The sequence below is a fragment of the Rhodanobacter sp. FW106-PBR-R2A-2-24 genome (genome assembly GCF_058789615.1).
The window spans coordinates 148,061-169,810 of the sequence record NZ_JBYTBV010000002.1 but is presented as its reverse complement, the minus strand read 5'-3'; the positions used below and the strand labels follow the sequence as shown (position 1 = coordinate 169,810).

General features: G+C 67.4%; 23 protein-coding genes and 1 pseudogene. 6 read left to right on the top strand and 18 right to left on the bottom strand.

Annotation, left to right across the window (positions count from 1 at the left end; translation table 11 throughout):
• Positions 1–37: 37 nt before the first annotated feature.
• The 14 genes from AC3WQA_RS01850 to AC3WQA_RS01785 form a co-directional block, all read right to left on the bottom strand.
• Positions 38–736, bottom strand: a complete 699-nt coding sequence (locus AC3WQA_RS01850) for an SCO family protein (protein ID WP_492673416.1) — start codon at positions 734–736, stop codon at positions 38–40.
• A 36-nt stretch (positions 737–772) separates the two neighbouring features.
• The gene (locus AC3WQA_RS01845; RefSeq protein ID WP_492673415.1) at positions 773–2,494 is read right to left on the bottom strand and encodes a multicopper oxidase family protein; all 1,722 of its coding nucleotides are present in this window, start codon (positions 2,492–2,494) and stop codon (positions 773–775) included.
• Between the two features lie 514 nt (positions 2,495–3,008).
• Complete coding sequence (locus AC3WQA_RS01840) at positions 3,009–3,671, bottom strand: RNA polymerase sigma factor (RefSeq protein ID WP_492673414.1); 663 nt, start codon at positions 3,669–3,671, stop codon at positions 3,009–3,011.
• A gap of 784 nt (positions 3,672–4,455) precedes the next feature.
• Positions 4,456–5,547 (bottom strand): inorganic phosphate transporter, encoded by a 1,092-nt coding sequence (locus AC3WQA_RS01835; RefSeq protein ID WP_492673413.1) that lies wholly within the window; start codon positions 5,545–5,547, stop codon positions 4,456–4,458.
• 82 nt (positions 5,548–5,629) lie between these two features.
• Positions 5,630–6,310: a TIGR04282 family arsenosugar biosynthesis glycosyltransferase gene (locus AC3WQA_RS01830; protein ID WP_492673412.1), complete on the bottom strand. Its 681-nt coding sequence runs from the start codon at positions 6,308–6,310 to the stop codon at positions 5,630–5,632.
• The gene (locus AC3WQA_RS01825) at positions 6,307–6,999 is read right to left on the bottom strand and encodes a TIGR04283 family arsenosugar biosynthesis glycosyltransferase (protein ID WP_492673411.1); all 693 of its coding nucleotides are present in this window, start codon (positions 6,997–6,999) and stop codon (positions 6,307–6,309) included. The genes AC3WQA_RS01830 and AC3WQA_RS01825 overlap by 4 nt, the downstream gene beginning before the upstream one ends.
• A 1-nt stretch (position 7,000) precedes the next feature.
• Positions 7,001–8,068, bottom strand: coding sequence for a methyltransferase domain-containing protein (locus AC3WQA_RS01820; RefSeq protein ID WP_492673410.1), 1,068 nt, complete (start codon positions 8,066–8,068; stop codon positions 7,001–7,003).
• Positions 8,065–9,045: an arsenosugar biosynthesis radical SAM (seleno)protein ArsS gene (arsS, locus tag AC3WQA_RS01815; protein ID WP_492673409.1), complete on the bottom strand. Its 981-nt coding sequence runs from the start codon at positions 9,043–9,045 to the stop codon at positions 8,065–8,067. Before arsS ends, AC3WQA_RS01820 begins: the two co-directional genes overlap by 4 nt.
• Before the next feature lie 54 nt (positions 9,046–9,099).
• Positions 9,100–11,241 (bottom strand): dihydrolipoyl dehydrogenase family protein, encoded by a 2,142-nt coding sequence (locus tag AC3WQA_RS01810; protein WP_492673408.1) that lies wholly within the window; start codon positions 11,239–11,241, stop codon positions 9,100–9,102.
• 24 nt (positions 11,242–11,265) lie between these two features.
• Entirely contained in the window at positions 11,266–11,775 is a 510-nt protein-coding gene (locus AC3WQA_RS01805; RefSeq protein ID WP_492673407.1) for an RNA polymerase sigma factor, read from the bottom strand.
• A gap of 115 nt (positions 11,776–11,890) precedes the next feature.
• Positions 11,891–12,400, bottom strand: coding sequence for a DoxX family protein (locus tag AC3WQA_RS01800; RefSeq protein WP_492673406.1), 510 nt, complete (start codon positions 12,398–12,400; stop codon positions 11,891–11,893).
• Positions 12,397–13,164: an HvfC/BufC family peptide modification chaperone gene (locus AC3WQA_RS01795; protein WP_492673405.1), complete on the bottom strand. Its 768-nt coding sequence runs from the start codon at positions 13,162–13,164 to the stop codon at positions 12,397–12,399. Before AC3WQA_RS01795 ends, AC3WQA_RS01800 begins: the two co-directional genes overlap by 4 nt.
• On the bottom strand, positions 13,157–14,023 hold the full coding sequence (bufB, locus tag AC3WQA_RS01790; RefSeq protein ID WP_492673404.1) for an MNIO family bufferin maturase: 867 nt from the start codon (positions 14,021–14,023) through the stop codon (positions 13,157–13,159). Before bufB ends, AC3WQA_RS01795 begins: the two co-directional genes overlap by 8 nt.
• A gap of 8 nt (positions 14,024–14,031) precedes the next feature.
• On the bottom strand, positions 14,032–14,328 hold the full coding sequence (locus AC3WQA_RS01785) for a BufA1 family periplasmic bufferin-type metallophore (protein WP_492673403.1): 297 nt from the start codon (positions 14,326–14,328) through the stop codon (positions 14,032–14,034).
• A gap of 317 nt (positions 14,329–14,645) precedes the next feature.
• Here AC3WQA_RS01785 and AC3WQA_RS01780 point away from each other — a divergent pair, with 317 nt between their 5' ends.
• Complete coding sequence (locus AC3WQA_RS01780) at positions 14,646–15,002, top strand: hypothetical protein (protein ID WP_492673402.1); 357 nt, start codon at positions 14,646–14,648, stop codon at positions 15,000–15,002.
• 105 nt (positions 15,003–15,107) lie between these two features.
• Here the strand turns inward: AC3WQA_RS01780 and AC3WQA_RS01775 are convergent, their stop codons facing one another.
• The 4 genes and pseudogenes from AC3WQA_RS01775 to AC3WQA_RS01760 all read right to left on the bottom strand — a co-directional run bounded on the left by AC3WQA_RS01775 (position 15,108) and on the right by AC3WQA_RS01760 (position 18,869).
• The gene (locus tag AC3WQA_RS01775) at positions 15,108–16,583 is read right to left on the bottom strand and encodes a patatin-like phospholipase family protein (RefSeq protein WP_492673401.1); all 1,476 of its coding nucleotides are present in this window, start codon (positions 16,581–16,583) and stop codon (positions 15,108–15,110) included.
• A 24-nt stretch (positions 16,584–16,607) separates the two neighbouring features.
• Positions 16,608–16,772, bottom strand: a pseudogene (locus AC3WQA_RS01770) (DUF427 domain-containing protein); the annotation flags it as partial.
• A gap of 296 nt (positions 16,773–17,068) precedes the next feature.
• Positions 17,069–17,707, bottom strand: a complete 639-nt coding sequence (locus AC3WQA_RS01765) for a hypothetical protein (RefSeq protein ID WP_492673400.1) — start codon at positions 17,705–17,707, stop codon at positions 17,069–17,071.
• Positions 17,708–18,014: 307 nt separating this feature from the next.
• Entirely contained in the window at positions 18,015–18,869 is an 855-nt protein-coding gene (locus AC3WQA_RS01760) for an AraC family transcriptional regulator (protein ID WP_492673399.1), read from the bottom strand.
• Positions 18,870–19,009: 140 nt separating this feature from the next.
• On the opposite strand from AC3WQA_RS01760, the gene AC3WQA_RS01755 reads away from it, so the two are divergent.
• The 5 genes from AC3WQA_RS01755 (at position 19,010) to AC3WQA_RS01735 (ending at position 21,706) form a co-directional block, all read left to right on the top strand.
• Positions 19,010–19,567, top strand: a complete 558-nt coding sequence (locus AC3WQA_RS01755; protein ID WP_492673398.1) for a carboxymuconolactone decarboxylase family protein — start codon at positions 19,010–19,012, stop codon at positions 19,565–19,567.
• A gap of 73 nt (positions 19,568–19,640) precedes the next feature.
• Entirely contained in the window at positions 19,641–19,895 is a 255-nt protein-coding gene (locus AC3WQA_RS01750; RefSeq protein ID WP_492673397.1) for a hypothetical protein, read from the top strand.
• Positions 19,892–20,449 carry a peroxidase-related enzyme gene (locus AC3WQA_RS01745; RefSeq protein ID WP_492673396.1) on the top strand — a complete coding sequence of 186 codons (558 nt, stop codon included), beginning with the start codon at positions 19,892–19,894 and terminating at the stop codon, positions 20,447–20,449. The genes AC3WQA_RS01750 and AC3WQA_RS01745 overlap by 4 nt, the downstream gene beginning before the upstream one ends.
• A 115-nt stretch (positions 20,450–20,564) precedes the next feature.
• A complete protein-coding gene (locus AC3WQA_RS01740; protein ID WP_492673395.1) occupies positions 20,565–20,885 on the top strand; it encodes a hypothetical protein in 321 nt (106 codons plus the stop codon).
• On the top strand, positions 20,885–21,706 hold the full coding sequence (locus tag AC3WQA_RS01735) for a sterol desaturase family protein (RefSeq protein WP_492673394.1): 822 nt from the start codon (positions 20,885–20,887) through the stop codon (positions 21,704–21,706). Before AC3WQA_RS01740 ends, AC3WQA_RS01735 begins: the two co-directional genes overlap by 1 nt.
• The last annotated feature ends 44 nt before the right edge of the window (positions 21,707–21,750 follow it).

Here is a 21,750-nt window from a genome sequence, read left to right as displayed (position 1 = left end):
GCGGCCGTGACGCGTGGGCGCCCGGCCGCGACCGGCTTCAAGCAATGCGGTGGTTGAACGTATGCCCGGTGGAATCGAGCTTGCGCGGCCCGGCGCGGCGGGCCAGGCCGCTGACAGGCTCGCCCGGCACGATGCGGGCCACGCGCATGGCCGCGTCGTCCGGGTGGATGCCCACCGGGAATACACCCCACAGGCCGACTGGCTCGTTGCCGTAATGGATGACGTCCGACCCGGCCCGCGGATTCGGCCGGTGGGCATGGCGGTTGAGCCGCGCGGATACCACGGCGCTGTCGTTGCCGGTCAGCCGGACGAAATCCCAGCCGGCGCCGGCGCCCATCCGGTTGGCGAAGTCACGCAGGCGCGCGGACGTGTCGCGCACCGGATCACTGGTGATGGACACCAGGTGGATCCGGGCACGCGCCCGCTCGTCCAGCCGACGCAGGATCTCCGCCAGCGAGGCGGTGATCGGAAACGCCTCTTCGTTGTCGATCGCCATGTAGTTGATCAACACGACCTTGCCTTTCACCAGGTCGGCGTAGAGCTTGCGCTTGCGGCCGTGGCTGTCCTCGACCACCGCCTCGGGGAAGTGGCTGGGGCCGTGCAGGGTGGACGGATCGAGCAGGACTGGATGATGCGCATGGGCGGCCTTGGCCTCTGCCGCCAGCCCGGTGCCGGCCACCAGCAAGCCGGCGGCAGTGCCGGAGAGATGCTTCAGGAAATCGCGACGATTGTTCATGCCTGGCTCCACAGGTGATGTTGCGTGCGCATGGGGTCAGTAGCCCTTGCCCGGTTCGACGATGTCCCAGCGGAGCATCATCGCGTGGTCCTCGTGCACCACGTTGTGGCAGTGCATGACGTACTTGCCGAAGAAGTCGCGCCAGCGACCGAAGAACTTCACCTCGTCGCCCGGCCCCAGCTGCACCACGTCCTTGCGGCCGTAGTTGAGATCGCCCGGCTGCACCGGCTTGCCGTTGATCTCCAGGATATGGAACTCCTCGAAGTGGGAGTGGATCGGATGTCCCCAGGCGTCGCCGTCGTTGCGCAGCGTCCAGATCTCGGCGCTGCCCTGCTCGATTGCCGCGTCGATGCGGTTGGGGTCCATCAGGCGGCCGTTGATGGTCCACATGCCGTTGGTGTAGTCGAACACGAAGGTGCGTTCGCGCTTGACCTCGCCGAGATCAATCTCCGGCAGCGCGCGCATGAACGCGGGAACCCGGCTCGGATCCTCCACCGGGTTGCCGGTCACGTCGAAGCGCATGATCAGGTTGGTCGGATCGAGGTAACGTCCGGTCGCCCCGGCACCGTCGTCGCGCTCCTCCAGCCGGTTGGTCAGGTACAGCTTGTCGCCGTCCTGGTAGCGCGAGAAGTCGACGATGATGTCGTGGCGGTTGGCCGGCCACAGGTCGAAATAGTCCTGCAGCAGCACCGGCTTGGGCAGCAGGTTGCCGTCGCTGGAGATAACGTACACCGGCTCCGGGGTCTTGCCGTCGCGGGTGAAGGCCAGCGAGTAGAACCGCGAGGGGCCGCCGTTGAGCAGGCGCAGGCGGTACTTGCGCCGCTTCACCTCGAAATACGGCTGGATGGTCCGGTTCACCGTGAAGCGGTCGCCCACCATGCCGTTGATGGTGTAGGTCGGGCTGGGCGAGAAGCCGCCCGCACCCTCGGTGGAATTGACCGGGTGGGCGTTGACGAAATCCCACACGCACTGGCCGTTCTGGTCGAACTTCACGTCATGCAGGATCAGCGGCACGTCGAACTCGCCGCTGGGCAGGCGGAACGCCTCCGGATTGGGGTCGTTCTCGTTGCCGGAATCCAGGTCGTCGTAGCAGAGGAAGAACCCCGACAGGCCGGCGTAGACGTTCGGCGCGGTGAAGTCCAGGCGGTGGTCGTGGTACCACAGCGTGCCCATCGTCTCGCGCTTGTCGAAGCCGGCGGGGAACAGCGGGTAATGGTGATCCCAGAATTCGCCCGGGTCGGCGTAGTCGCCCGGAAAGCCGTCGCTTTCCGAGGCCTGGTGGCCGTTGTGCGTGTGAATGGCGAACGAAGGCATCGCCCAGCCCACCTTGCCGCTGCCCACCGGCGGCAGTGCGTTGATCCGGCGCACCAGCACCGGCTCACCGTAGCGCGTCACGAAAGTCTGGCCCGGGCAGATGCCGTCGAACCCGTAGCCCCACGTGCCCTGGTTGTACGGCGGATCGATGTGGTAGACCCAGCGAATCTCTTGCAGGGTCTGGGTGTAGAACTTCTTCGGGGCGAACTCGAGGTAGCGCTGGTGACTCTGCGGATCGGGCGCCGGGTCGAGCACGGACTCGGGCACCGGCTTGGCGATCGGCATGATGAACAACGGCGTCACGAAAGGTCTTGCCGGCGGACTGGGATCGCTTTTCCAGGTTGGCATCCAGCCATCCGGATAGACCAGTCCACTTTGCGGCACGGTCTGGCCGAGCGCCGGTTTCAGCAGCAGGCTGGCGCCGGCAGCGGCGCCGAGCTTCAAGGTAAACCTTCGAGTAACCATGACTTCCCCTGTTGGATGGGTGCAGCCGCCCGTGCGACATCCGCTGGATGCCGACAAGTGGTACTGCCCGGAAACTTGCGTGTGACCCGCGGATGGCCAGGACCCTGGCGCTACCGCGGCAACGGATCCCCTGGATCCGCGTATTTCGAGACACCCTGCCGCCGAGACAGTTTGACCTGCGTCACGGTTCTGAAACGTGGACGCATGCCAAACATCCCGGCCCTGAAGGCGGGATGCCGCTTGTCAGTGAGCTGCCCTGTTCCAGCCCACACCGACGGAATAACCCCCTGTTGACGTTCCCTTGCCCGGCGCGCAGGCACCCGGCTCCCAAGGAAACCCCACGCCCGGCCCCTGTGGGTGGCCGCACGCGCGGTGGTTCCCATGCCATGGTGGCGTTCAGCCCCCTGGCATTCTGTCCAAGGATAAAGAGACAGCCTCAGGGCAAAAAGATTCACCCGCCGGGCAACTGCGTTCGATGAATCGAATACGCCCGCTATCCGTCGAGGTAGCTGCGCAGCCGCTTGCGACCGCGATGGATCCGGTTCTTGGCGATTTCCAGCGACACATCGAGCGCTTCGGCGATCTCGGTCAGCGCCAACTCCTCGACATCGCGCAGGATCACGGCCTCACGGTACGCGCCAGGCAGGTCGGCGAACGCCTGCACCAGGTCATAGCCGAGGGCGGGCGCTTCGTCCGAGCCCACCAGCGTGTCCTCGGCAATCTCCTCGGTCGGGGGCATCTGGCGCAGCGCCAGGCGCTGGCAGACGCGGCGGACGATGGACGCCACCCACGCCGGGAAAGCTTCGTTCGACCGCAGGCCGGTGACGTGGCGGTAGATCAGCAGCATGGACTCCTGCACCGCGTCCTCCGGATCCGAACCCGCGGGACAGCACTTGCGCGCGATACCGCACAGTCCGGGACGGCAGTGCTTCAGTACCGCCTCGATCGCACGAGGATCTCCATGCCTCGCCGCGTGCAGCACAGCGGGGTCGGGCGGGCCATAACTCCTGCCCGGCCGCGTTTCGTCCTCGGCCGGGCATGCGCCCGCTGGCCGGGTCGAGCCCGGGTGGCGGACACGGATCACAGGCGCGCATTCCGGGCGCCATCGGCGCGACTCCGTTTCCCGGCAACGTGTGCCAGCCCCGACGACAACCATCTGTGCACGATGCCCCCTGCCCCACCCCGTCCTGCCGGATAGGCGATAGAGGGCGCCACGCGGGAAAAGGATTCATGGCGCTCCGATCAGCTGGTTTCGCGCACCTCAGAGCTTCGGGCAGGCTGCTGGAGGAAGCGCCCGCCGGGAATATCCTCCGGGGTCGCCAGGCGCCCTGTTTCTACCGCCCAAGCTCCCGGGTTTCCCCATGACCGCAGATCGGCGCGAGCGACGTCCCGGTTCCGCACGATGTCAAAAGACGGACATGACGCGCTGGCTCACGGCGCGATGGCTACCTTCGACTGTGCCAGCCCGCTGGATCGGGCGACGCAGGTTCCCAGCAAGCGCTGGCCGGCGGCATCGGCGTCGATGCCGCCGGCCAGGCGCCGGTGCCATCAGTGCTGGGCGGCGCACTTGGGAGCGCACTTCGCTCCGCACTTGGGAGCGCATTTGGGAGCGCATTTACTGGCGCCGCACTTCGCCTTCATGTGCTTGTGCATGTGCACGTGCTTCTTCGCGGCGCACTTGCCCGCTGCACACTTGGCGCCGCACTTGGTCATGCTCGTCGACGGCGCGCACTTGGCCTGGGCGCCGCTCATGTCCGCGGCAGCGGCGGGAAGGGCAACGATGGCGGCGGTCAGGGCGGCGAGCGAAGCGAATTTCACGGAAGCTTTCATGGGTTTCTCCAAGGCAGGTGACAGGAAAAGTTGCGGAAGAGACACGCGGTCTCGACAACAGAGAGGCCGCCGGCAACCAAAAGGATTCAGGAAATCGACGCGGCCGCCAGTCAGCCCAGCCACAGATACAGCAGCGCGCCGAACAGCGCGCCGGCGGGCACGGTGATCAGCCAGGAAAGGACGATGGCGGTCATCACCGGGCGATCCACGCCGACCCCGTTGCCGATGCCAGTGCCGGCGAGTGCGCCGACCGACACATGGGTCGTGGACACCGGCAATCCGCTGAAGGAAGCCGTGCCGACCAGCAGACTGGTGGTCAAGCCGGCGGCCAGCGCTCCGCCGGCATCGAGCCGCGTGATCCTGTCGCTCATGGTTCGGGCGACGCGCCTCGCCCCCAGCAGACCGCCCACCAGCATCGCCAGACCGACCGCCAGCGCCGAGGCGCTGCCGTCCAGCGCCGCGACCGGCAGCAGCAGGGCCGCGATCTTGGGCGTGTCGTTCAGGCCCCTGGCGAAACTGACCGCGCCACCGGAGAGATACAGCAGGCCATCCACCAGACCACGGGCATCGGGCCGCCACACGCGGCTGGCCCCGACGCTTTCGCACTCGGCCACGGTGCCGATGAGGGCCACCGGCATGCCCGTACGCAACATCAATCCCTCCGTGGAGACCTGCACCACACTCACCGTGCACTCGCATTCCGGCTCGCGCTCCGCACGCACGGTCAGCCGGCGCAGCCACGGCGCCAGCAGCCAGGCCGGCAACACGGCAATGACCGGAGTCGCCAGCAGCGGCAGCAGGAAGCTGTGTCCCAGTGTGCCGAACTTCACCGCCGAGCCGACCGCCATCAGGCCGACACCGCTCATCGCGCCGACCAGCGCGTGGGTGGTCGAGATCGGCTGCCCGCGCCAGGCGGCCAGCGCAACGGTGAGGCCGGCGCCGCCGGCGACCGCCAGCGCAAACGGAAGCTGGGCCGCGACATCGGCCGGTACCAGACCGGCGCCCGTGAAGGCCTTCAGCAACGCACGCGCGAGGAACACCGAGGACAGCGATCCGGCCAGGGTGGTGATGCTCGCCCAGCCCAGGCTGGTCCAGTAGCCGGCGCGGCGGCTGCCGTACAGGGCGGCCACGCCCTTGAAATTGTCGTTGGCGCCGTTGGTGGCGGCGAGGAACAGCACGGACAGCACGAGCAGGGTTTCCATCTGGCATCCCGGGGAGCGTCATGCAAGGACGAGGCGAGGCACGAGGCCACATGGCATGGAGTCGTCCGGACGGCAAAACGATTCAGGCCGTCGGAAGTTCCGCAAGTTGCCGCTGCATCCATTCCGCCAGTGCGCGCTGCGCCGGCAAGGCCTCGGGCAGCCGGCCAAGCGCGTCCAGCACCCGCGGCAGATCGTCGACGTGGTCGACATCGGTGAGCGCGGGCAACTCGACGATGCGTCCCGTCGCGGGCAGTGCATGGCGCAGTGCCGCGCAGGTGTCGCCCTGCGAGTAGCGCACCGACTGCCAGACCGCCAGCGGCACCGGGGTGTTGGCGCCGAACAGCCAGAAGCCGCCATCGGTGGCGGGACCGAGCACAAACGCCACCGGCGGCGCGGCCAGCGCCTGCGCGGCTTGGACCAGTTGCCCCGGCGTGAGCTGCGGCACGTCCGCACCCACCAGCAGCACACTGTCGTACCGGCTCAACAGGACGTCGAGGACGTGATGCATGCGCGTGCCCAGGTCGCCCTCCCCCTGCCAGATCGTGGGAAAGTCCGGCCACGCGGCATGCGCCGCGTCGTCGGCTTCGGCCACCGCCCAGTAAGGCGTGACGAGTGGCCGGGCCGCCTCGGCCACCGCCGCCACGGCAGCGCTGGCCAATCGATGGAAATCGAGCGCGTCATCTTCGCCAATCGCCGCGGCCAGCCGCGTCTTCAGCGGCGAATGACCCGGGGTCTTGACGAAGATGGCCAGCGCGGTCGTCATGGCCTGGCCCGCCGCATGGCGCGCCACGCCGGCCACGCCTGGGCCGCCGTCAGTCGCCAGTGCCTGAGCGTGGTGCTCAACCAGCCATGCCGCGCGTATTTGCGTGCGCTGGTTTCCAACACGGCGGGAATGTGCCGCAACGGCAGGCCGGCCTGTCGCGCAGCCCATACCAGCAGGTGGTCCTCGCCGTAGCGCGCGTGTTCGTCGAAACCGCGCAGTGCCTCGAAACTATGCCGCGGCAACAACAGCCCCTGATCGCCGAACGGCAATCCCAGCCAGCGCGCGCGCCAGTTGGCGCCGGCCGCGTTCAACGCCGTCCAGCGCGGGCCATCGCCGCGAAAGGCGAGCGTGAACCAGCCCAGCGCCGCACTGCCCTGAGCGATGAAACGCTGCAGTTCGTGCAGGGTGCCGGGGCGCAAACGCGAGTCGGCGTGCAGGAACCACAACCACTCGCCGCTGGCCAGACCAGCGCCGAAATTCTGCTGGCGGGCACGGCCGGCTTCACTGCGGCACTGCCGATAGTGCAGATAGGGGGGCCACGTCGTCGGTGGCGGTCGCGGTTCGTCGTCGGCGCACACCACGATCACTTCGCTGTCATCCGGCAGATCCGCCAGCTGCCGCAGCAGCTCGGGCCATTCGGTCTCGCCGGGCGCCAGCGGCACGATCACCGACAACGACGTCATCGGCATCTCAGCAACCGCAGGCCGCGGCGCCGGCCGGTGCGGCGGGCGCGCAGTCGAACAGGCCGAAATGCCGCCGCTTGTCGCCATCGATGCGGAAATGCGCGGCATAGCGGCTGCCCGAGAGCATGTCGGCGGTGTTGCCGCAGACCCGCACCGGGCGGCCGCTCTCGAACAGGTGGTGGTCGTCCAGCGCAAAGCGGTGCGGCTGTCCGGGCAGGCTGCCCAGGTAGGTCGCAACCTGGCCGTAGTCCTCGCAGCGATCCTCCAGCGGCAGCTTGAAGGCGCGCCAGGTGATCGACTCGAAGTTCGCAAAGCCGATGCGCTGCTCGATCGCCGCATCGGTCAGCGCGATCGGGCTGCGCGCGCACACGCGCGCATCGGCCACGCCCAGCTCGCCGAGCAGCCGGCGGAAATCCTCCACGTACAGCGCGCCGGCCAAGCACTCGCCCAGCAGCACCGGGTCGGTCAGCAGCTCGCGTGGCAATCGGCGGTCGCTGAACACGTCGGAGAAGTACAGCTCGCCACCGGGTTTGAGCACACGACATATTTCGGCGAACGCGCAGCGCTTGTCCGGCACCAGGTTGAGCACGCAGTTGGATACCACCACGTCGACGGAATTCTCGGCGATGCCCAGCGCCGCCAGGTCGGCGAGGTCGCCGAGCTGCAGGGTGACATTGCTGCGTGCATGACCGAAGGCCTGCGCATGCCATTGGCGATGGCGCTCGGCCACCGCCAGCTGCTGCTCGGTCATGTCGACGCCGATCACCCGCCCGTGCTCGCCCACCAGCTTCGACAGCAGATAGACGTCCCGTCCGCTGCCGCAGCCGAGGTCGAGCACGGTGGCACCTTCCAGCGCGGGCGGCAGCGGCGAGCCGCAGCCGTAGAAGCGATCGCGCACTTCCGGATGCAGCTGGGCCAGGATCGAGCGCAGGTGTTCCGGCATCGCCTCCAGGCTGCAGCAGGCCGTGGTGCGCAGGTCGCGGCTCGACTGCAGGGTCTCGCCGTAATAGCTGCGCACGGCGGCTTGCTGTTCTCCCGCGCGGGCGGCCGTGTCGTGTTCCAGGGTCATGTTCATGTCAACGATCCTCCACAGGAGCTGCCCGCCCCGGCGGTACAGCCATAGCAATGGTCGGCGAACGCAATCGGGCCGCACCCGGCGCCCGCAAGCGTGTCGATGTCCCACAGGTTGCGCCGGCGGCCGCCCAGCGGCAGCTCCAGCGCCTGGTTGAAATCGCAGTCGAACAGTTCGCCCTCCCAGCTCACCGACAAGAGGTTGCGGCACATCACGCCCAATGCCGCCTGCGGATTGAACGCATCGAGCAGGGTCTGCATGTAGCGCTCGTGGCGGCCTTCGCGCTCGAGCAGGTGCAGGAAGCGCTTGATCGGCATGTTGGTAATGGTGAACAGGTGGTTGAACACGATGCCGAAGTGCTCGGCCAGCTCGCGCCGGTAGGTCGCCTCCAGCGCTGCCTGGGCGGGCGGCAGCGTGGCGCCCAGCGGGTTGTAGACCAGGTCCAGTTCCAGCCCGGAGCCGGCGCGGCCGTAGCCGAGCGCATTGAGCCGATGCAGAGCGCGCAGGCTGGGATCGAACACGTGCTGGCCGCGCTGCTGCTCCACGTTGGCCTTGCTGTAGCAAGGCAGCGAGGCGATCACCTTGACGCCTTGCGCAGCCAGGAACTCCGCGGTGTCCTCCTGTCCGGGACGGAACAGCACGGTCAGGTTGCAGCGGTCGATGACGGCCTTGCCCAGCGCACGCGATCCCTGCACCAGCGTGCGGAAATGCGGATTGAGTTCCGGCGCGCCGCCGGTCAGGTCCACCGTATGCACACGCGGAGCCTTCGCCAGCAGTTCCAGGATGCGAGCCACCGTGGCCGCCTGCATGATCTCGGTGCGCTTGGGCCCGGCTTCCACATGGCAGTGCTGGCAGGCCAGGTCGCACAGCTTGCCGACGTTGACCTGCAGGATTTCCAGCGGCGTGCGCGTCACCGCCAGCCCGTGGGCGCGCAGGGTTCGTGCAAACGATGGGCGTGATGGGGAAAGAACGGCGTTCACTTGAAATACTCCTGCCCGGTCGGGCGACATTCGGTCGCGGTGTTCATGGCGCAATCATCCGCGGCGCCAGGCGTGGTAGCGAGCCAGCCAGCCCAGCACGCGCTCGGGCGCATGTGCCTTTTTCCATTGACCGGCGGCGTACTTGTTGGCCTCGGCCCAGGTCGGATAGGCGTGGATGGTGCCGAGGAGCTTGTTGAGCCCCAGCCCATGGCGCATCGCCAGCACGAACTCGGCCAGCATCTCCCCGGCCTGGGCGCCGACGATGGTGACGCCCAGGATGCGATCCTTGCCCGGCGGCGTCAGCACCTTGATGAAACCCTGCGCGCGATCCTCGGTGATCGCGCGATCGAGCTCGTCCAGTCCATAGCGGGTCACCTCGCAGGCGATGCCCTGCTCGCCCGCCTCGCGTTCGTTGAGGCCGACGCGCGCGACCTCCGGATCGACGAAGGTGACCGCGGGGATCACCGAGTAATCCGCGCGGAAGCGCCAGACCTGGCCGAACAGCGCGTTGACCGACGCGTACCAGGCCTGGTGCGCCGCGGTATGGGTGAACTGGAACGGGCCGGCCACGTCGCCACAGGCATGGATGTTGGGGTACAGCGTGGCCAGGTACGCGTCCGTTTCCACCGTGCGCGCGGCCGGAATGCCCAACGCTTCCAGGCCGAGGCCGGCGGTGCGCGGCTTGCGTCCCACCGCCACCAGCAGGCGGTCGCACGGCAGCCGTACCCGTCCGCCAGCCGTCTCGCAGACCAGTACCTGCCGGTCGCCATCGCGCTCGACCGATACCGCCTTGTGCCCGGTACGCACGTCCACGCCATCGGCCGCGAGCCGGGCCTGCACAAAGGCCGACACGTCATCGTCCTCGCGCAGCAGCAGCCGATCGACGGCCTCGACCTGGGTTACCTGCGAGCCGAGCCGGGCAAACGCCTGCGCCAGCTCGCAACCGGTCGGGCCGCCACCCATCACCAGCAGGCGCGCGGGCAGTTCGCGCAACTGCCACAAGGTGTCCGAAGTGAGGTAGCCGGCGTCTTCGATGCCCTCGATCGGCGGCACGAACGGCTCGGCACCGGAAGCGATCACGATCGACCGCGTGCTGATCGGCTTGCCGTCCACCTCCACGATCCACGGCGACACGATGCGCGCCTGGCCACGCTGCACGTCCACGCCCAGCTCGCGGTAACGCGCCACCGAGTCATGCGGCGCCACGGCGGCGACGGCCTGTTGCACCCGTTCCATCACCGCGCGGAAATCCACCCGCACCTCGCCCACCTGCACGCCGGCACGACCGGCGCCGCGCGCCTGCGCCGCCAGCCGCGCGGCATGGATCAGCGCCTTCGACGGCACGCAGCCGGTGTTGAGGCAGTCGCCGCCCATCGCCCGCTTTTCGATGAGGGTGACCTTCGCGCGCACGGCGGCGGCGATGTAGGCGCTGACCAGGCCGGCCGAGCCGGCACCGATCACCACCAGGTTGCGCTCGAAGCGTTTCGGCCGGGGCCAGCGCGCATACACCCGGCCCGCCCTGACCCGCGCCACGCCCCGGCGCGCCAGCAGCGGAAAGACCCCGAGCAACACGAACGAGCCGATGATCCGCGGCGACAGGATGTCGGACAGCGACTGCAGGCTGGCCAGCTGGGTGCCGGCATTCACGAACACCAAGGTCGCCGCCAGCATGCCGAGCTGGCTGACCCCGTAGAACGTGCGCGCCGGCAGCGTGGTCAGTCCCATCAGCAGGTTGACCATGAAGAACGGGACCACCGGCACCAGCCGCAGCGTGAACAGGTAGAGCGCCCCTTCGCGCCGCATGCCCTCGTTGATCCCGCCGAGACGTTTGCCGAAGCGCTGCTGCACCGTGTCGCGGAATACGAACCGGCTGGCCAGGAAGGCCAGCGTCGCGCCGATGCTGGAGGCAAACGACACCAGCAGCGTGCCTTCCAACAAGCCGAACAAGGCGCCGCCGGCCAGAGTCAGCACCGTGGCCACCGGCAGCGACAGCGCGGTGACCACGACATACAGCAGGAAAAACCCGCCGCCGAGCAGCCACGGATGGGTCTGCCTGAAAGCGTTCAGCGCGAGCAGTTGCGCCTTCAGCGCCGCGAGTGTGAACAGGTGCTGCCAGCCCAGCGCGAAGAACACGGCGACCGCGCCGGACAGGCCGATGACGATCAGCCAGCGGAGGATCGTGGTGCGACTTTTCATGGGTAAAAGTATCCGGTGCGCCGCTCAGTCCTTGAGGTATTCCTGAACCATCTGGCGGCCACGATGGATGCGGCTCTTGACCGCCTCCCGCGTCAGCCGGAGCTGGTCGGCGATCTCGCTGATCGAGTACTCCTCGAAATCGCGAAGGATGATCGCCTCGCGATATTTCTCCGGCAGGGACTGGATGGCGGCGGCCAGATCCGATCGCATATCGAGGCGCTCGACATAGACGAAGACGGCGTGATCCGGTTCCGGCAACGCGACCTGGCCGCGCATCGCACGCAGCAGCCGGTGGCACTCGTGGCGCACGATCGAGAAGGCCCAGGCGGGAAACGCGGCGGCCGTGCGCAGCGTGCCGAGCCGGCGGTAGATCAACAACAACGATTCCTGCACCGCATCGTCCGGATCCACGCTGCTGGCGCATTGCGATTGGGCGATGCGCCGCAGGTCGGGCCGACAGGCGGTCAGCAGCCGCTCCAGCGCGGCGAGGTCGCCCTGCCGCGCTGATTCCAGGAGGATCGGGTCATGTCGCATGGGTGAACCTTGGCGTGGTTGTTCGATGGTGCAGATGGCGGAGATTCCCGTTCTCTCGCTCCATAGAGGACACCAGCGCAACAAAGGATTCAAGCGGGCTCACCGGCACGGCTGGCTACCCTGCCCGCACCGCGGCATCCGCACCGTCGTTGCGCCGGAACCGCTCGAGGATACGATCGAGCGAGAACGCGCCCGGACCCCAGGCGATCACCGCCAGCAGCATCATCGCCCAGACCTTGTGGTCGCTGAAATCGTTGCCGATCAGGCCTGCCCAGAAGCCGTGTGGCCACAGATCCGGGTAGGAAACGACGGCCATGATGTTGTAGACGAACAGGAACCCCGCCGTCAGCCGCCCGCCCAGCCCCAGCAGCAGGAACCATGGCGTGACCAGCTCGATCCAGGTGCCGAGAAACGCCGCGACGTCGCCGGACAGCAGCGGCACGTGGTATTCGTTGTTGAACAGGTAGGACGTACCCGCCGGGTCGTCGAACTTCACTACGCCGGCACGCCAGAACGCCAGCGCCACCCATACCCGGAACAACAGCAGCACCAGCGGCCCCAGGCTCGACAGCGCCGTCGCCAGTTGCCGGTACCAACCACCCGCGCGCCAAAGCAGCTTGTTCATGTGCAGCCCTCTTGATTGTTGAATGCCACGACCAGACCCTGCACGAGCAGATCCCGCAGACAGGGTTGAAGATCAAAATGGGAATCCAGATCCGCGGCCGCCCGATGGGCCGCCGCCACGTCGCCGCCCGCGGCCAGCACCTCGATGCAGCGGAACGTGGCAGGGTCGGCGACGGCCATGGCGACCTCGCCGCCGTCACGCCACAGCAGGACGCTCTCGCCGCCCTGATCGGCACGCGGAGCCGGCCCGATGGGCGACTGACACCACTGCCACAGCGTGAACACGGCCCAGCGGCTGTGCAGCCGGTGCAGGCTCGGATGCAGGCGGAGATGCAGCCGGTGCGGCTCCACCGCAGCCGCGTCGGCGGCGGCGCGGGCATCGGCAGGCGCCGCATCCGGCGCCAGCACGGTCAGCTGGCGCAGCCAGTCCAGCCTCGCGATGTCCGCCAGATAACCCAGCGCCCGGGCCTGCGGCATCGCCTCGATGAACCCGGGCAACGCGACGCCGAATGCCTGCAGGTTGCCGCAGGTCGAGGGATGCTGCTGGCGGTAGCGCGCCGCCATCGCGTCGAAGAAATCCTCGCCCACCAGCGCGTGCACGGTGGGAAAAGCGTCGTGCAGGGCCGCCTTGAGGGTTGCGGCCACCGCGTTGCGGTAAACGCGCAGCCGTGCCGCCGGTTCCAGCCCGGCGCCGTCGACCCATGCCGCCACGTCGTCGCCGCGGCCCAGCACGGCCGCGGCGAAGCCTTGCTGCAGTTCATGCAATCGCGGTGCGGCAGGCATGCAGCGCCTCCTCGGCACGGGCGGCTTCGGCCAGCAGCACCTCCAGTTCGGGAATGTCCTGGTCCCATTCGATCAGGGTCGGCTGCGGCCCGCACAGTTCCAGCGCCTCGCGGTAGAGCGCCCACACTTCGTCGGCGACCGGACGGCTGTGGCTGTCGATCAGCAGCGGCACCGGCAGGTGGTCCTTGCGCAGAAAGCCGGCCAGATGGATCTCGCGCACCGAGGCATGCGGCATGGCACGCAGGTACTCGCGCGGGTCGAAACCGTGATTGACGCTGTTGACGTAAACGTTGTTCACGTCCAGCAGCAAGCCGCAGCCGCTGCGGCGTACCAGCTCGGCGACGAAGGCCGACTCCGGCATGTCGGCATGACGGAAGCGGAGATAGCTGGAAACGTTCTCGACCAGGAACTCGCGCCCCAGCGCGTCCTGCACCTGCTGCACGCGCGAAACCATCAGGTCCAGCGCCTCTTTCGTATACGGCAGCGGCAGCAGGTCGTTCAGGTGGATGCCGCCGACTGCACCCCAGCAGATGTGGTCCGAGACCAACGCGGGCTGGTAGCGGTCGACCAGCTGCCGCAGGCGGCCCAGATGCGCGATGTCAAACGCATCGGCCGAGCCCAGCGACAGGCCGACGCCGTGCAGGCTGAGCGGATAGTCGGCGCGGATGCGTTCCAGCGCCGCGTGCAGCGGGCCACCGGCGGCGAAGTAGTTCTCGCTGTGCACCTCGAACCACGGCACCGGCGGCCGCTCCTGCAGCACGCGTGCAACGTGCGGCGCGCGCAAACCGATCCCGGCGGCTACCGGGACCGGACGCTGCGCATGGGGCAGCAGGCAGTTCATGGGCTGGCTCAGGCCTTGTCGGCCGGCGTGGTGGAGCCGCCATCGATCTTCTCGCACAAGCCGGCCGGCAGCGCCACGAACGCATTGGCATCGCGCGCCTTGCTGTCCTGGCCCGCGCACGAATGCCCCGGCGACTTGCAGTCGTTCTTGTGCGCCGCGTTGATGCCGTAGCACTTGACCATCGCCATCTTGCCGCTCTTCATGTCGTTCGCGCCGTTCGGCGCCGGGCTGGCGGTGGCGACCGATGCCACGCCGACGGTCAGCGCGCCGATCAGGGCGACCTTGAGCAGGTTGTCGTAGTTCATGGTGGGAATCTCCGTAAGGTGAGCCGGGGTGTCCGGCAACCCATAGAGCCGCACACGAGGCAAAAGGATTCACGCTACGGACGCGCGACACGATTCCATCGAGCCGATGAGGCGGCAAGGCAGCAAGGTGGCAGGCATCGGCTGCGCCACCACGGCCACACCATGCGTCGGGGGCAACGGACTGGCGCGGACGACCCGCAGCCGCTGCGTACCGATTGCAACGCGGCCCTCGATGGCATCAAGCTGCGCGGATGCACAGCAGGCTGGCAAGAATCTGGCACTCGTATCGCAGCCTGCCCCGCTGGGTGCAGGTCTGGGTGGGCTTCGTGCTGATACCGGTCAACGTGTTGCCGTTTCTGTTGCTGGACACCTGGAGCGGTCGTGCGGGCGCCGCGGCCGCCCTCCTGGTGGTGGCCACCAACGTGCCGATCATGTGGTTCGCCGGCGGCATGAGCCGGGCGATGTCGCTGCCGCACCTGCTGGCCTGGATTCCGCTGGAAATCGCGCTGGCCGTGCGCATCTCCGGTGCCGCCGGCAGTCTGCCGCCGTCAACGGCCGAAATGGCGCTCGCGATCGTGCTGCTGTCCATCAACGGCGTCTCGCTGGCGTTCGATGCGCTCGACTCGTGGCGCTGGTTGCGGGGACGGCGCGACGTACCCGGAACTGCAGCCTGAGCCTGCGGTGGCGGGGAGCGACATCAGCCTCGTATCACTGATGACCGGCGCCAGCCGGCTTCCCGCCATCCATGGTGGACGCGCATTCCATCGCCGGCAGGATCACTACCGTCCAACCCCAGCCGGCTCCGCAACAGTCGTGGCCTGCGGATCCACCACGGCAGACGGCTCATCGCGCAGCTCGTGCACGAAGCTCTGGAACTCCGGCGCCTGGGTCAGCAGGCGTCCGGCCAGCGCACGCAGCGCATCGACCTGGTCGGCATGCAGGTGGAATGCCGTCGGCATCGCATTGAATCGCTGCCGTTCGGCACCGTCCTCGATCTGGCCGAAGGTCAGCACGGCAAAGTTCACGTCCACCGTGGGGGCTCCTGCCGGGCGCATCGCATTGACGTGGCGTGCCCACATCAGGAAGCCGCTTTTCGCCAGCGCCGCCGTCTCGTTGTTGAGTATGCCCAGCGAAGCATCGAACGAGGCACGCAGGGTATCGATCGTTCCCGGCACGCGCCCCCGTTCGGACCATGGATAAGGCGCATAGACCTGGGCGTTGGCGACGATGACCAGCACATGCCGCACGTGGCGCAGCTGCTCCGGCGTGAACGCACCGGCCATGTCCGGCACGTTGCCGTACTGCGCCACCGGGCTCATCATCGAGCCGCGCACGCCGAGGTTGTCGGTGATGCCGCCATCGACCAGGCGCAGGACCGACATCCGCTGCGGGTCGTCATAACGTGACAATGCGAGCGCCACAGCATGGCGGCGCGACAGCAGATCGTCGTGCGCCAGCGACTGCGCCACCCACGGCTGGTGCCGCTGGCGGCAATCGGGATAGTTGCGCAGCGCGATCGGCGCGAACAGTCCCGGCACGGCGGCCGACGCCATCACCGCATTGGCCACCGGATAGGTCGACAGATCCGAGCAGAGAAAATCGAACTGTTGCTGGATGAAGGAAAACGTGGTGGCGTTGTTCAGGTCGCTGGCGTTGAGGATGACCATCGGCAGGCCCGCCGGCGACATGTCGGCGAACGTCTTGCCCTCCAGCAGCGTGCGGTCGAGATAGGCGGCAACCAGATCGCTGCGGTTGTAGTGGCGGCCGGCAATCGATAGCAGGTGATCAGGTCGGCCCAGCAGGCCCAGCAGCTCGCCCTGCCAGTCGCGATAGAGGAAGCGGGTGCGGAAGTCGTCGAAGATGCGGTCGCCGAACAGGCCGTAGTACGCCGCGGTATAGCTGCCGCCGGAAACCGAGGTGACCACGTCGACCAGATCGAGCAAGCGCGTCGGCTGGCCGCCCGACGGGACCTCGGTGTCGCGCAGCTTTTCCAGCACGCCGTAACTGAAGGCGGCCGCGCGGGTGCCCCCGCCGGAAAACGCCAGCACCACGAAGGTATCGCGGGGAGCGTGCGGGAAGCGCGTCCTGAATTCGTAGCGATCCTCCACTCCGGCCGGCTTGATCCGGGTATTCCAGGTCCGCGTGGCGCAACCGGCCAGCGCGCACAGCGCCAGGCCAAGCAGCAGGCATGGCCAACCGTCCGGCAAACGACGGGACGCAGGCGTCACGGTCTTGTCCTGTGTTGCAGGCAGCATGGTTCGTCCCCGGTCCGGATGGTTTCAGCGGCGCACCGTGACACCGTGCCGGAACGCGACGTGCCCGCGAATCTCCGCCGCTTCCGGTTTGGGCTGCGGGTAGTACCACGCCGCGGCGGGATTGGCCTCGTCGTCGACCACCACATCGAAATAGCTGGCCGTGCCTTTCCAGGAACACGCCGCATGCCGGGTGCTGTCGCGCGGGTGTTCACGCGGGCCGACTCATTCGCGGTCAGGACGCGATCATCGGCCGGCACATCGCCAGAGGTGCATCCGGTTCCCGAAGCGGTCGCCGGCAGACGTCTCCACGTGTACATGCCCGATAGATGCGCCCGCCTGGCCAAAGGATTCATCGGGATCACACCCCACGACAGGGGCGTAGCAGCAACGGCCAGGAGCCATGGGCGGTGGGAACCAAGCTGGCGAGGCAAAGCCGCAGCCGCTTGTGTTTTACCGCCCACGCTCCCAGGGCCGGCAATCACGTTTCATCGCGCCACGGGCAACACGATGCCCACCAGCAGCATCGTCTCGCCAAGATTTGGCGCCCGCGTGCGGCCATTGGAAATGTGCCGCAGCTCGATCACCACGTGGCGACAGGACCAGCCCAGGGAGCTGACAAATTGCTGCGTGCTGCTCAAGGCCGGGGTCTGCGGTGCCGCTGCGCCGACCTGGAAACTGAAGAACATGTGGTGGGTTATCTCGGGAAAGCGCACGCCCACGGCAGCAACCCAGGCGCCCCGCTCGAAATCAGCCCCCTGGTGCCGCCGTGATGCGACATACGTCAGGCCCAGCTCAGGCTGGAACGTGATCCCCCGCCATTGCCGTATCTCGCCCGCCCAGTTCCCCGCCGCGACAGGTGTGGATCGCTGGCTACTGGTGACGCTGTCTCCTGCCATCAGCTCGACATCGGCCGACCGGGTGGCGCCGCTGGCCACGAGGAGCGCAAGGAACAGATACCCCGCAAAGATGCGATGTGCGAACCCGACCGTGCGCGCGTGCCGTTTTGCGAACCGCGCCGTCCCGCTGCCATCAAAGATTTCCAGGAGACCGCCTGTCCACGTTTTGCGGATGTCGTCGATCCGACGCGTCGGCAAACTCTCCACCATGGTCATGACGTCAGCCACCTCGATGTCCTGGCATCGGCATCCCGGGCGGTACAGTCGGAACCGCGCAGGAACTGCAGCGGTTTCTGGCCCTCGATGCCGTAGGCCGCGATCAGTCCGAACGTACTTTACCTGCCGCCACCAGCAGGGTGCGCACGTGTGCGCCGATCATACGCTGGAGCGCCTCATCGAGGCTTCGCCCGGCTTCGACTGTCACCGGACAGACTCGGTGGAAATCCATCATGACCGCCGGTGCGGAATCCTCGTCCGTCAGCGAGGATCCCATCCGATGGATGGGGCCGGATCGGTCGAAGGATTCAACGAAGTTTCAAAGCGATCGCGAGACACCCGGCGAGTGTCCGTGGAGGCGCTTGAAGGCGCGGCTGAAAGCCGCCTCCGTCGCATAGCCGGCGATCACCGCCGCTTCGGCCACGCTGATGCCGCGCTCGGCCAGCGCCGACTTCGCCTGTTGCATGCGCAGGCCGGTGACGTAGCCCATCGGGGTGGCTCCGGTCGAATGGGCAAATCGCCGGGCGAACGCCGCCCGCGACAGATGCGCCCTGCTGGCCAGCAGCTCCACCGTCCAGGGTTGCTGCGGGTCCCGATGGATGGCGAGCAACGCCGGGCCGAGCTGCGGATCGAAAATCGCGGTCAGCAGCCCGCGCGCAACCGTGCCGGCGGCCAGGCATTGCCGCAGCGCGTACATGAACAGCGCATCGGAAAGCTTGTCCATCAACGCCATCGCGCCGGGCCCGTTCGACTCGGCTTCGGCAACGATCAATTGCAGCAGGGCCGCTGGCGCGCCGGAGTCGCCACCATCCGGCTGCGGAGCATGCCGCAGCAGCAGCTGCGCCGGCAGCGAAGCCAGCAGCACTTCCGACAACGGCGAGTCGAACTCGAAGTAGCCACACAGCAGCAGGGTGGGAACGTCGCCGTCGGCGTCCAGCGAGGCGATCAGGCAATGGCCCAGCGGGCGGTTGAACAGTACCGCGTCACCAGCGCGGAGCAGGATGTCATCGGCACCGCCGTCATGCCGCATCACGCAGCGGCCGGTGGCCACCAGGTGGAACATCGCCTTGCGCTCGTATTCGCCATCGACCACCCACTGCCCGCAATGCGTGGTCCGGTGGAACACGCGCGTCTGCAGGCGGAGGTGCCGCATCAATTCACTCAATTCGTCCACGACAGTTCCCGATCAAGACGCGCAGACAAGCATGCGCGCGTTGCGGGCATGCTTGCGTTCGCAGCCGAGGGCCAGAGTATGCCCATGGCCGGTTCGTCATTCGACCGGTCGCCCGCCAATCCATCAAGAGAACATCAACCATGAGCGAATTCACCCCGCAGACCTCCGACTCCGCCCCGGGAGCTGCACGCCCGCTGCTGCGTAGTGCACAGGAAAAGATGGGTTTCGTACCCAACCTGTATGCCAACCTCGCCAACGCGCCGGCGGCACTGGAGGCCTACTTCGGGCTTTCCGCGCAGTTCGACAAGACGTCGTTCAACCCGGTGGAACGCCAGGTGGTGCTGCTGGCCGCCAGCGTGGAAAACGGGTGTGAATTCTGCGTCGCCGCCCATTCGATGATCGCCCGCAAGATGGCCAAGACTCCCGATGTCGTGGTCGACGCGCTGCGCAACCGCACCACCCTGCCCGACATCCGGCTGGAAGCGCTGGCCACGTTCACCCGCCACATGGTGAAGGAACGCGGCTGGGTGGCCGGAGCGCCGCTGCAGGCCTTCCTCAAGGCCGGATTCACCCACCAGCAGGCGCTGGAAGTGGTGCTTGGCGTCGCCATGAAGACGCTCAGCAACTACACCAACCATCTGACCGAAACCCGGACCAACGAGCAGTTCGCCAGCGAGGCATGGCAGCGCCAGGCATGACGATCGACGGCCGCAGACAAGCCGCGCGCGACAACCCGGATCACTCCCGAGCCTTGATGGATGCACGGTCGCCATGAAACGCCCCGACACCGTGGTACTCGACGCCGACGGCGCCCTGTTCGACGTGCACTCGTCCAGTACCCGGGATATCGCCAGCGCGGCTTACTCAAGCTGGCATGCGTCGTGGTTCAACCGGGCCGGGCGTCCAGGGGAATACCCGTGGATCACGGTACCCGCCGTATCCGGTTCCGGCCAGGCATTGCGGCATGTCGTGGAAGAGCCGACAGTTGCCGGCACCGACGACACTCGCAGAGGAGCGGATGGATGAGTTGGATCAGCGAAACACCCGAAAGCGAGGCACACGGCCCGCTGCGGGACATCTACGACGCCATCCGGAAGCAACGCGGCAAGGTGGCGCGCATTCTCGGCGTACACAGCCTCGATCCGGGCGCCTTGCAGCATCATCTCGATCTGTACATGCACCTGATGTTCTCCGCCGGCCCGTTGAGCCGGCGCGAGCGCGAAGCCATCGCGGTGGTGGTCTCCACCACCAACGGCTGCGCCTATTGCGTGGCGCATCATCTGGAAGCACTGCACCGCTATGAGAAAGATGAGGCCGTGCTGTCAGCCGTGCGCGCAGCACCCGACCGGCTCGCCGACTCGCGGCTGCGCGCGATGTTGCTGTACGCGCAAAAACTCACCGCCGCCCCGTCGACGATGGACCAGACTCAGGTGGCGGCATTGCGCGCGGAAGGACTCACCGACCCGGATATCCTGCGCATCAACCTGGTCACCGCCTACTTCAATTTCGTCAACCGCATCGCGCTGGGCCTTGGCGTGGAAGCCGACCAGGAAGAGATCACCGGCTATGCCAACGAATGAAGCGGCTTCCGTCCCCAGCGGCCCGGGGCCGGACAAACCACACCATCCCACGCTTGCCGCGCGACGCCATGCACGGTGGTAGGGTTGCCTGGGCGAGCGATTTCCGGCGCAGAAAATGCGGCAGTCCAACCCTGCCCACTTCACGACCGCCGGGTTCCGCTCCACCCAGGATTGCCGGGAAGCCCATGACATGATGACGCCGCGCCAGATTCTGAGGGTGGTGTTTTACCCTCCCCATCTGAAACGAACCTGCCTGGTGGCGCTGCTGGTGGGCGTGTGGCTGAGCGTATTCAACCTCGGCGACCAACTGCTGGCCGGGCCGTGGAACGCGCAGCTGGCGATCAGGGTCGCGATGAATCTGCTGACCCCGTTCACGGTCGCCAATCTCGGCCTGATATCCCGTCAGGCCGGAACGGAATCGGACAAGGCTGGATGATGTCCTCGTTTCTGCTCGCCCATGAACCCGCGATCCGGCTCGGTGCCTTCACCGGCATCTTCGCCGTGATGGCGCTGTGGGAAGCGCTGGCGCCGCGGCGGCGCCAGGCGATCGGCCGATGGCAGCGCTGGCCCGGCATCGTCGTGCTCGACAGCGTGCTGGTGCGGTTGCTCTTTCCCACCGCCGCCGTCGGCGTGGCGCTGTTCACCGAGACCCATGGATGGGGGCTGCTGCACGTGCTGAACGCGCCCAACTGGCTGGCGCTGGGCGCAGCGGTGCTCCTGCTCGACCTTGCGATCTACCTGCAGCACGTGTTGTTCCACGCGGTGCCCGCCTTGTGGCGGCTGCACCGGATGCATCACACCGACCTCGAATTCGACCTGACCACCGGCGCGCGCTTCCATCCGCTGGAGATCCTGCTGTCGCTGGGCATCAAGCTGGGCGTCGTCGTGGCATTGGGCGCGCCCGCGACGGCGGTGCTGGTGTTCGAGGTGCTGCTGAATGCCACCGTGATGTTCAACCACAGCAACGTCCGCCTGCCGTTGCCGCTGGATCGCCTGCTGCGTCGATGCCTCGTCACGCCCGACATGCATCGCGTGCATCACTCGTGGCATCCGGACGAGACCAACGCCAACTTCGGCTTCAACCTGCCCTGGTGGGATCGCCTGTTTGGCACCTATCGTGCGCAACCGCGCGATGGCCATACCGACATGACCATCGGCGTCCACCAGTTCCGCGACCCGCGCGAACTGCGCCTGGACCGGATGCTGTGGCAGCCGTTTCGCACCGACCAGGACGACCGTCCATCATCCGGCGTTTGACCATGACGGGCGACGTTGTCCCCTGCCCGGCAGGGTAGCCCGGA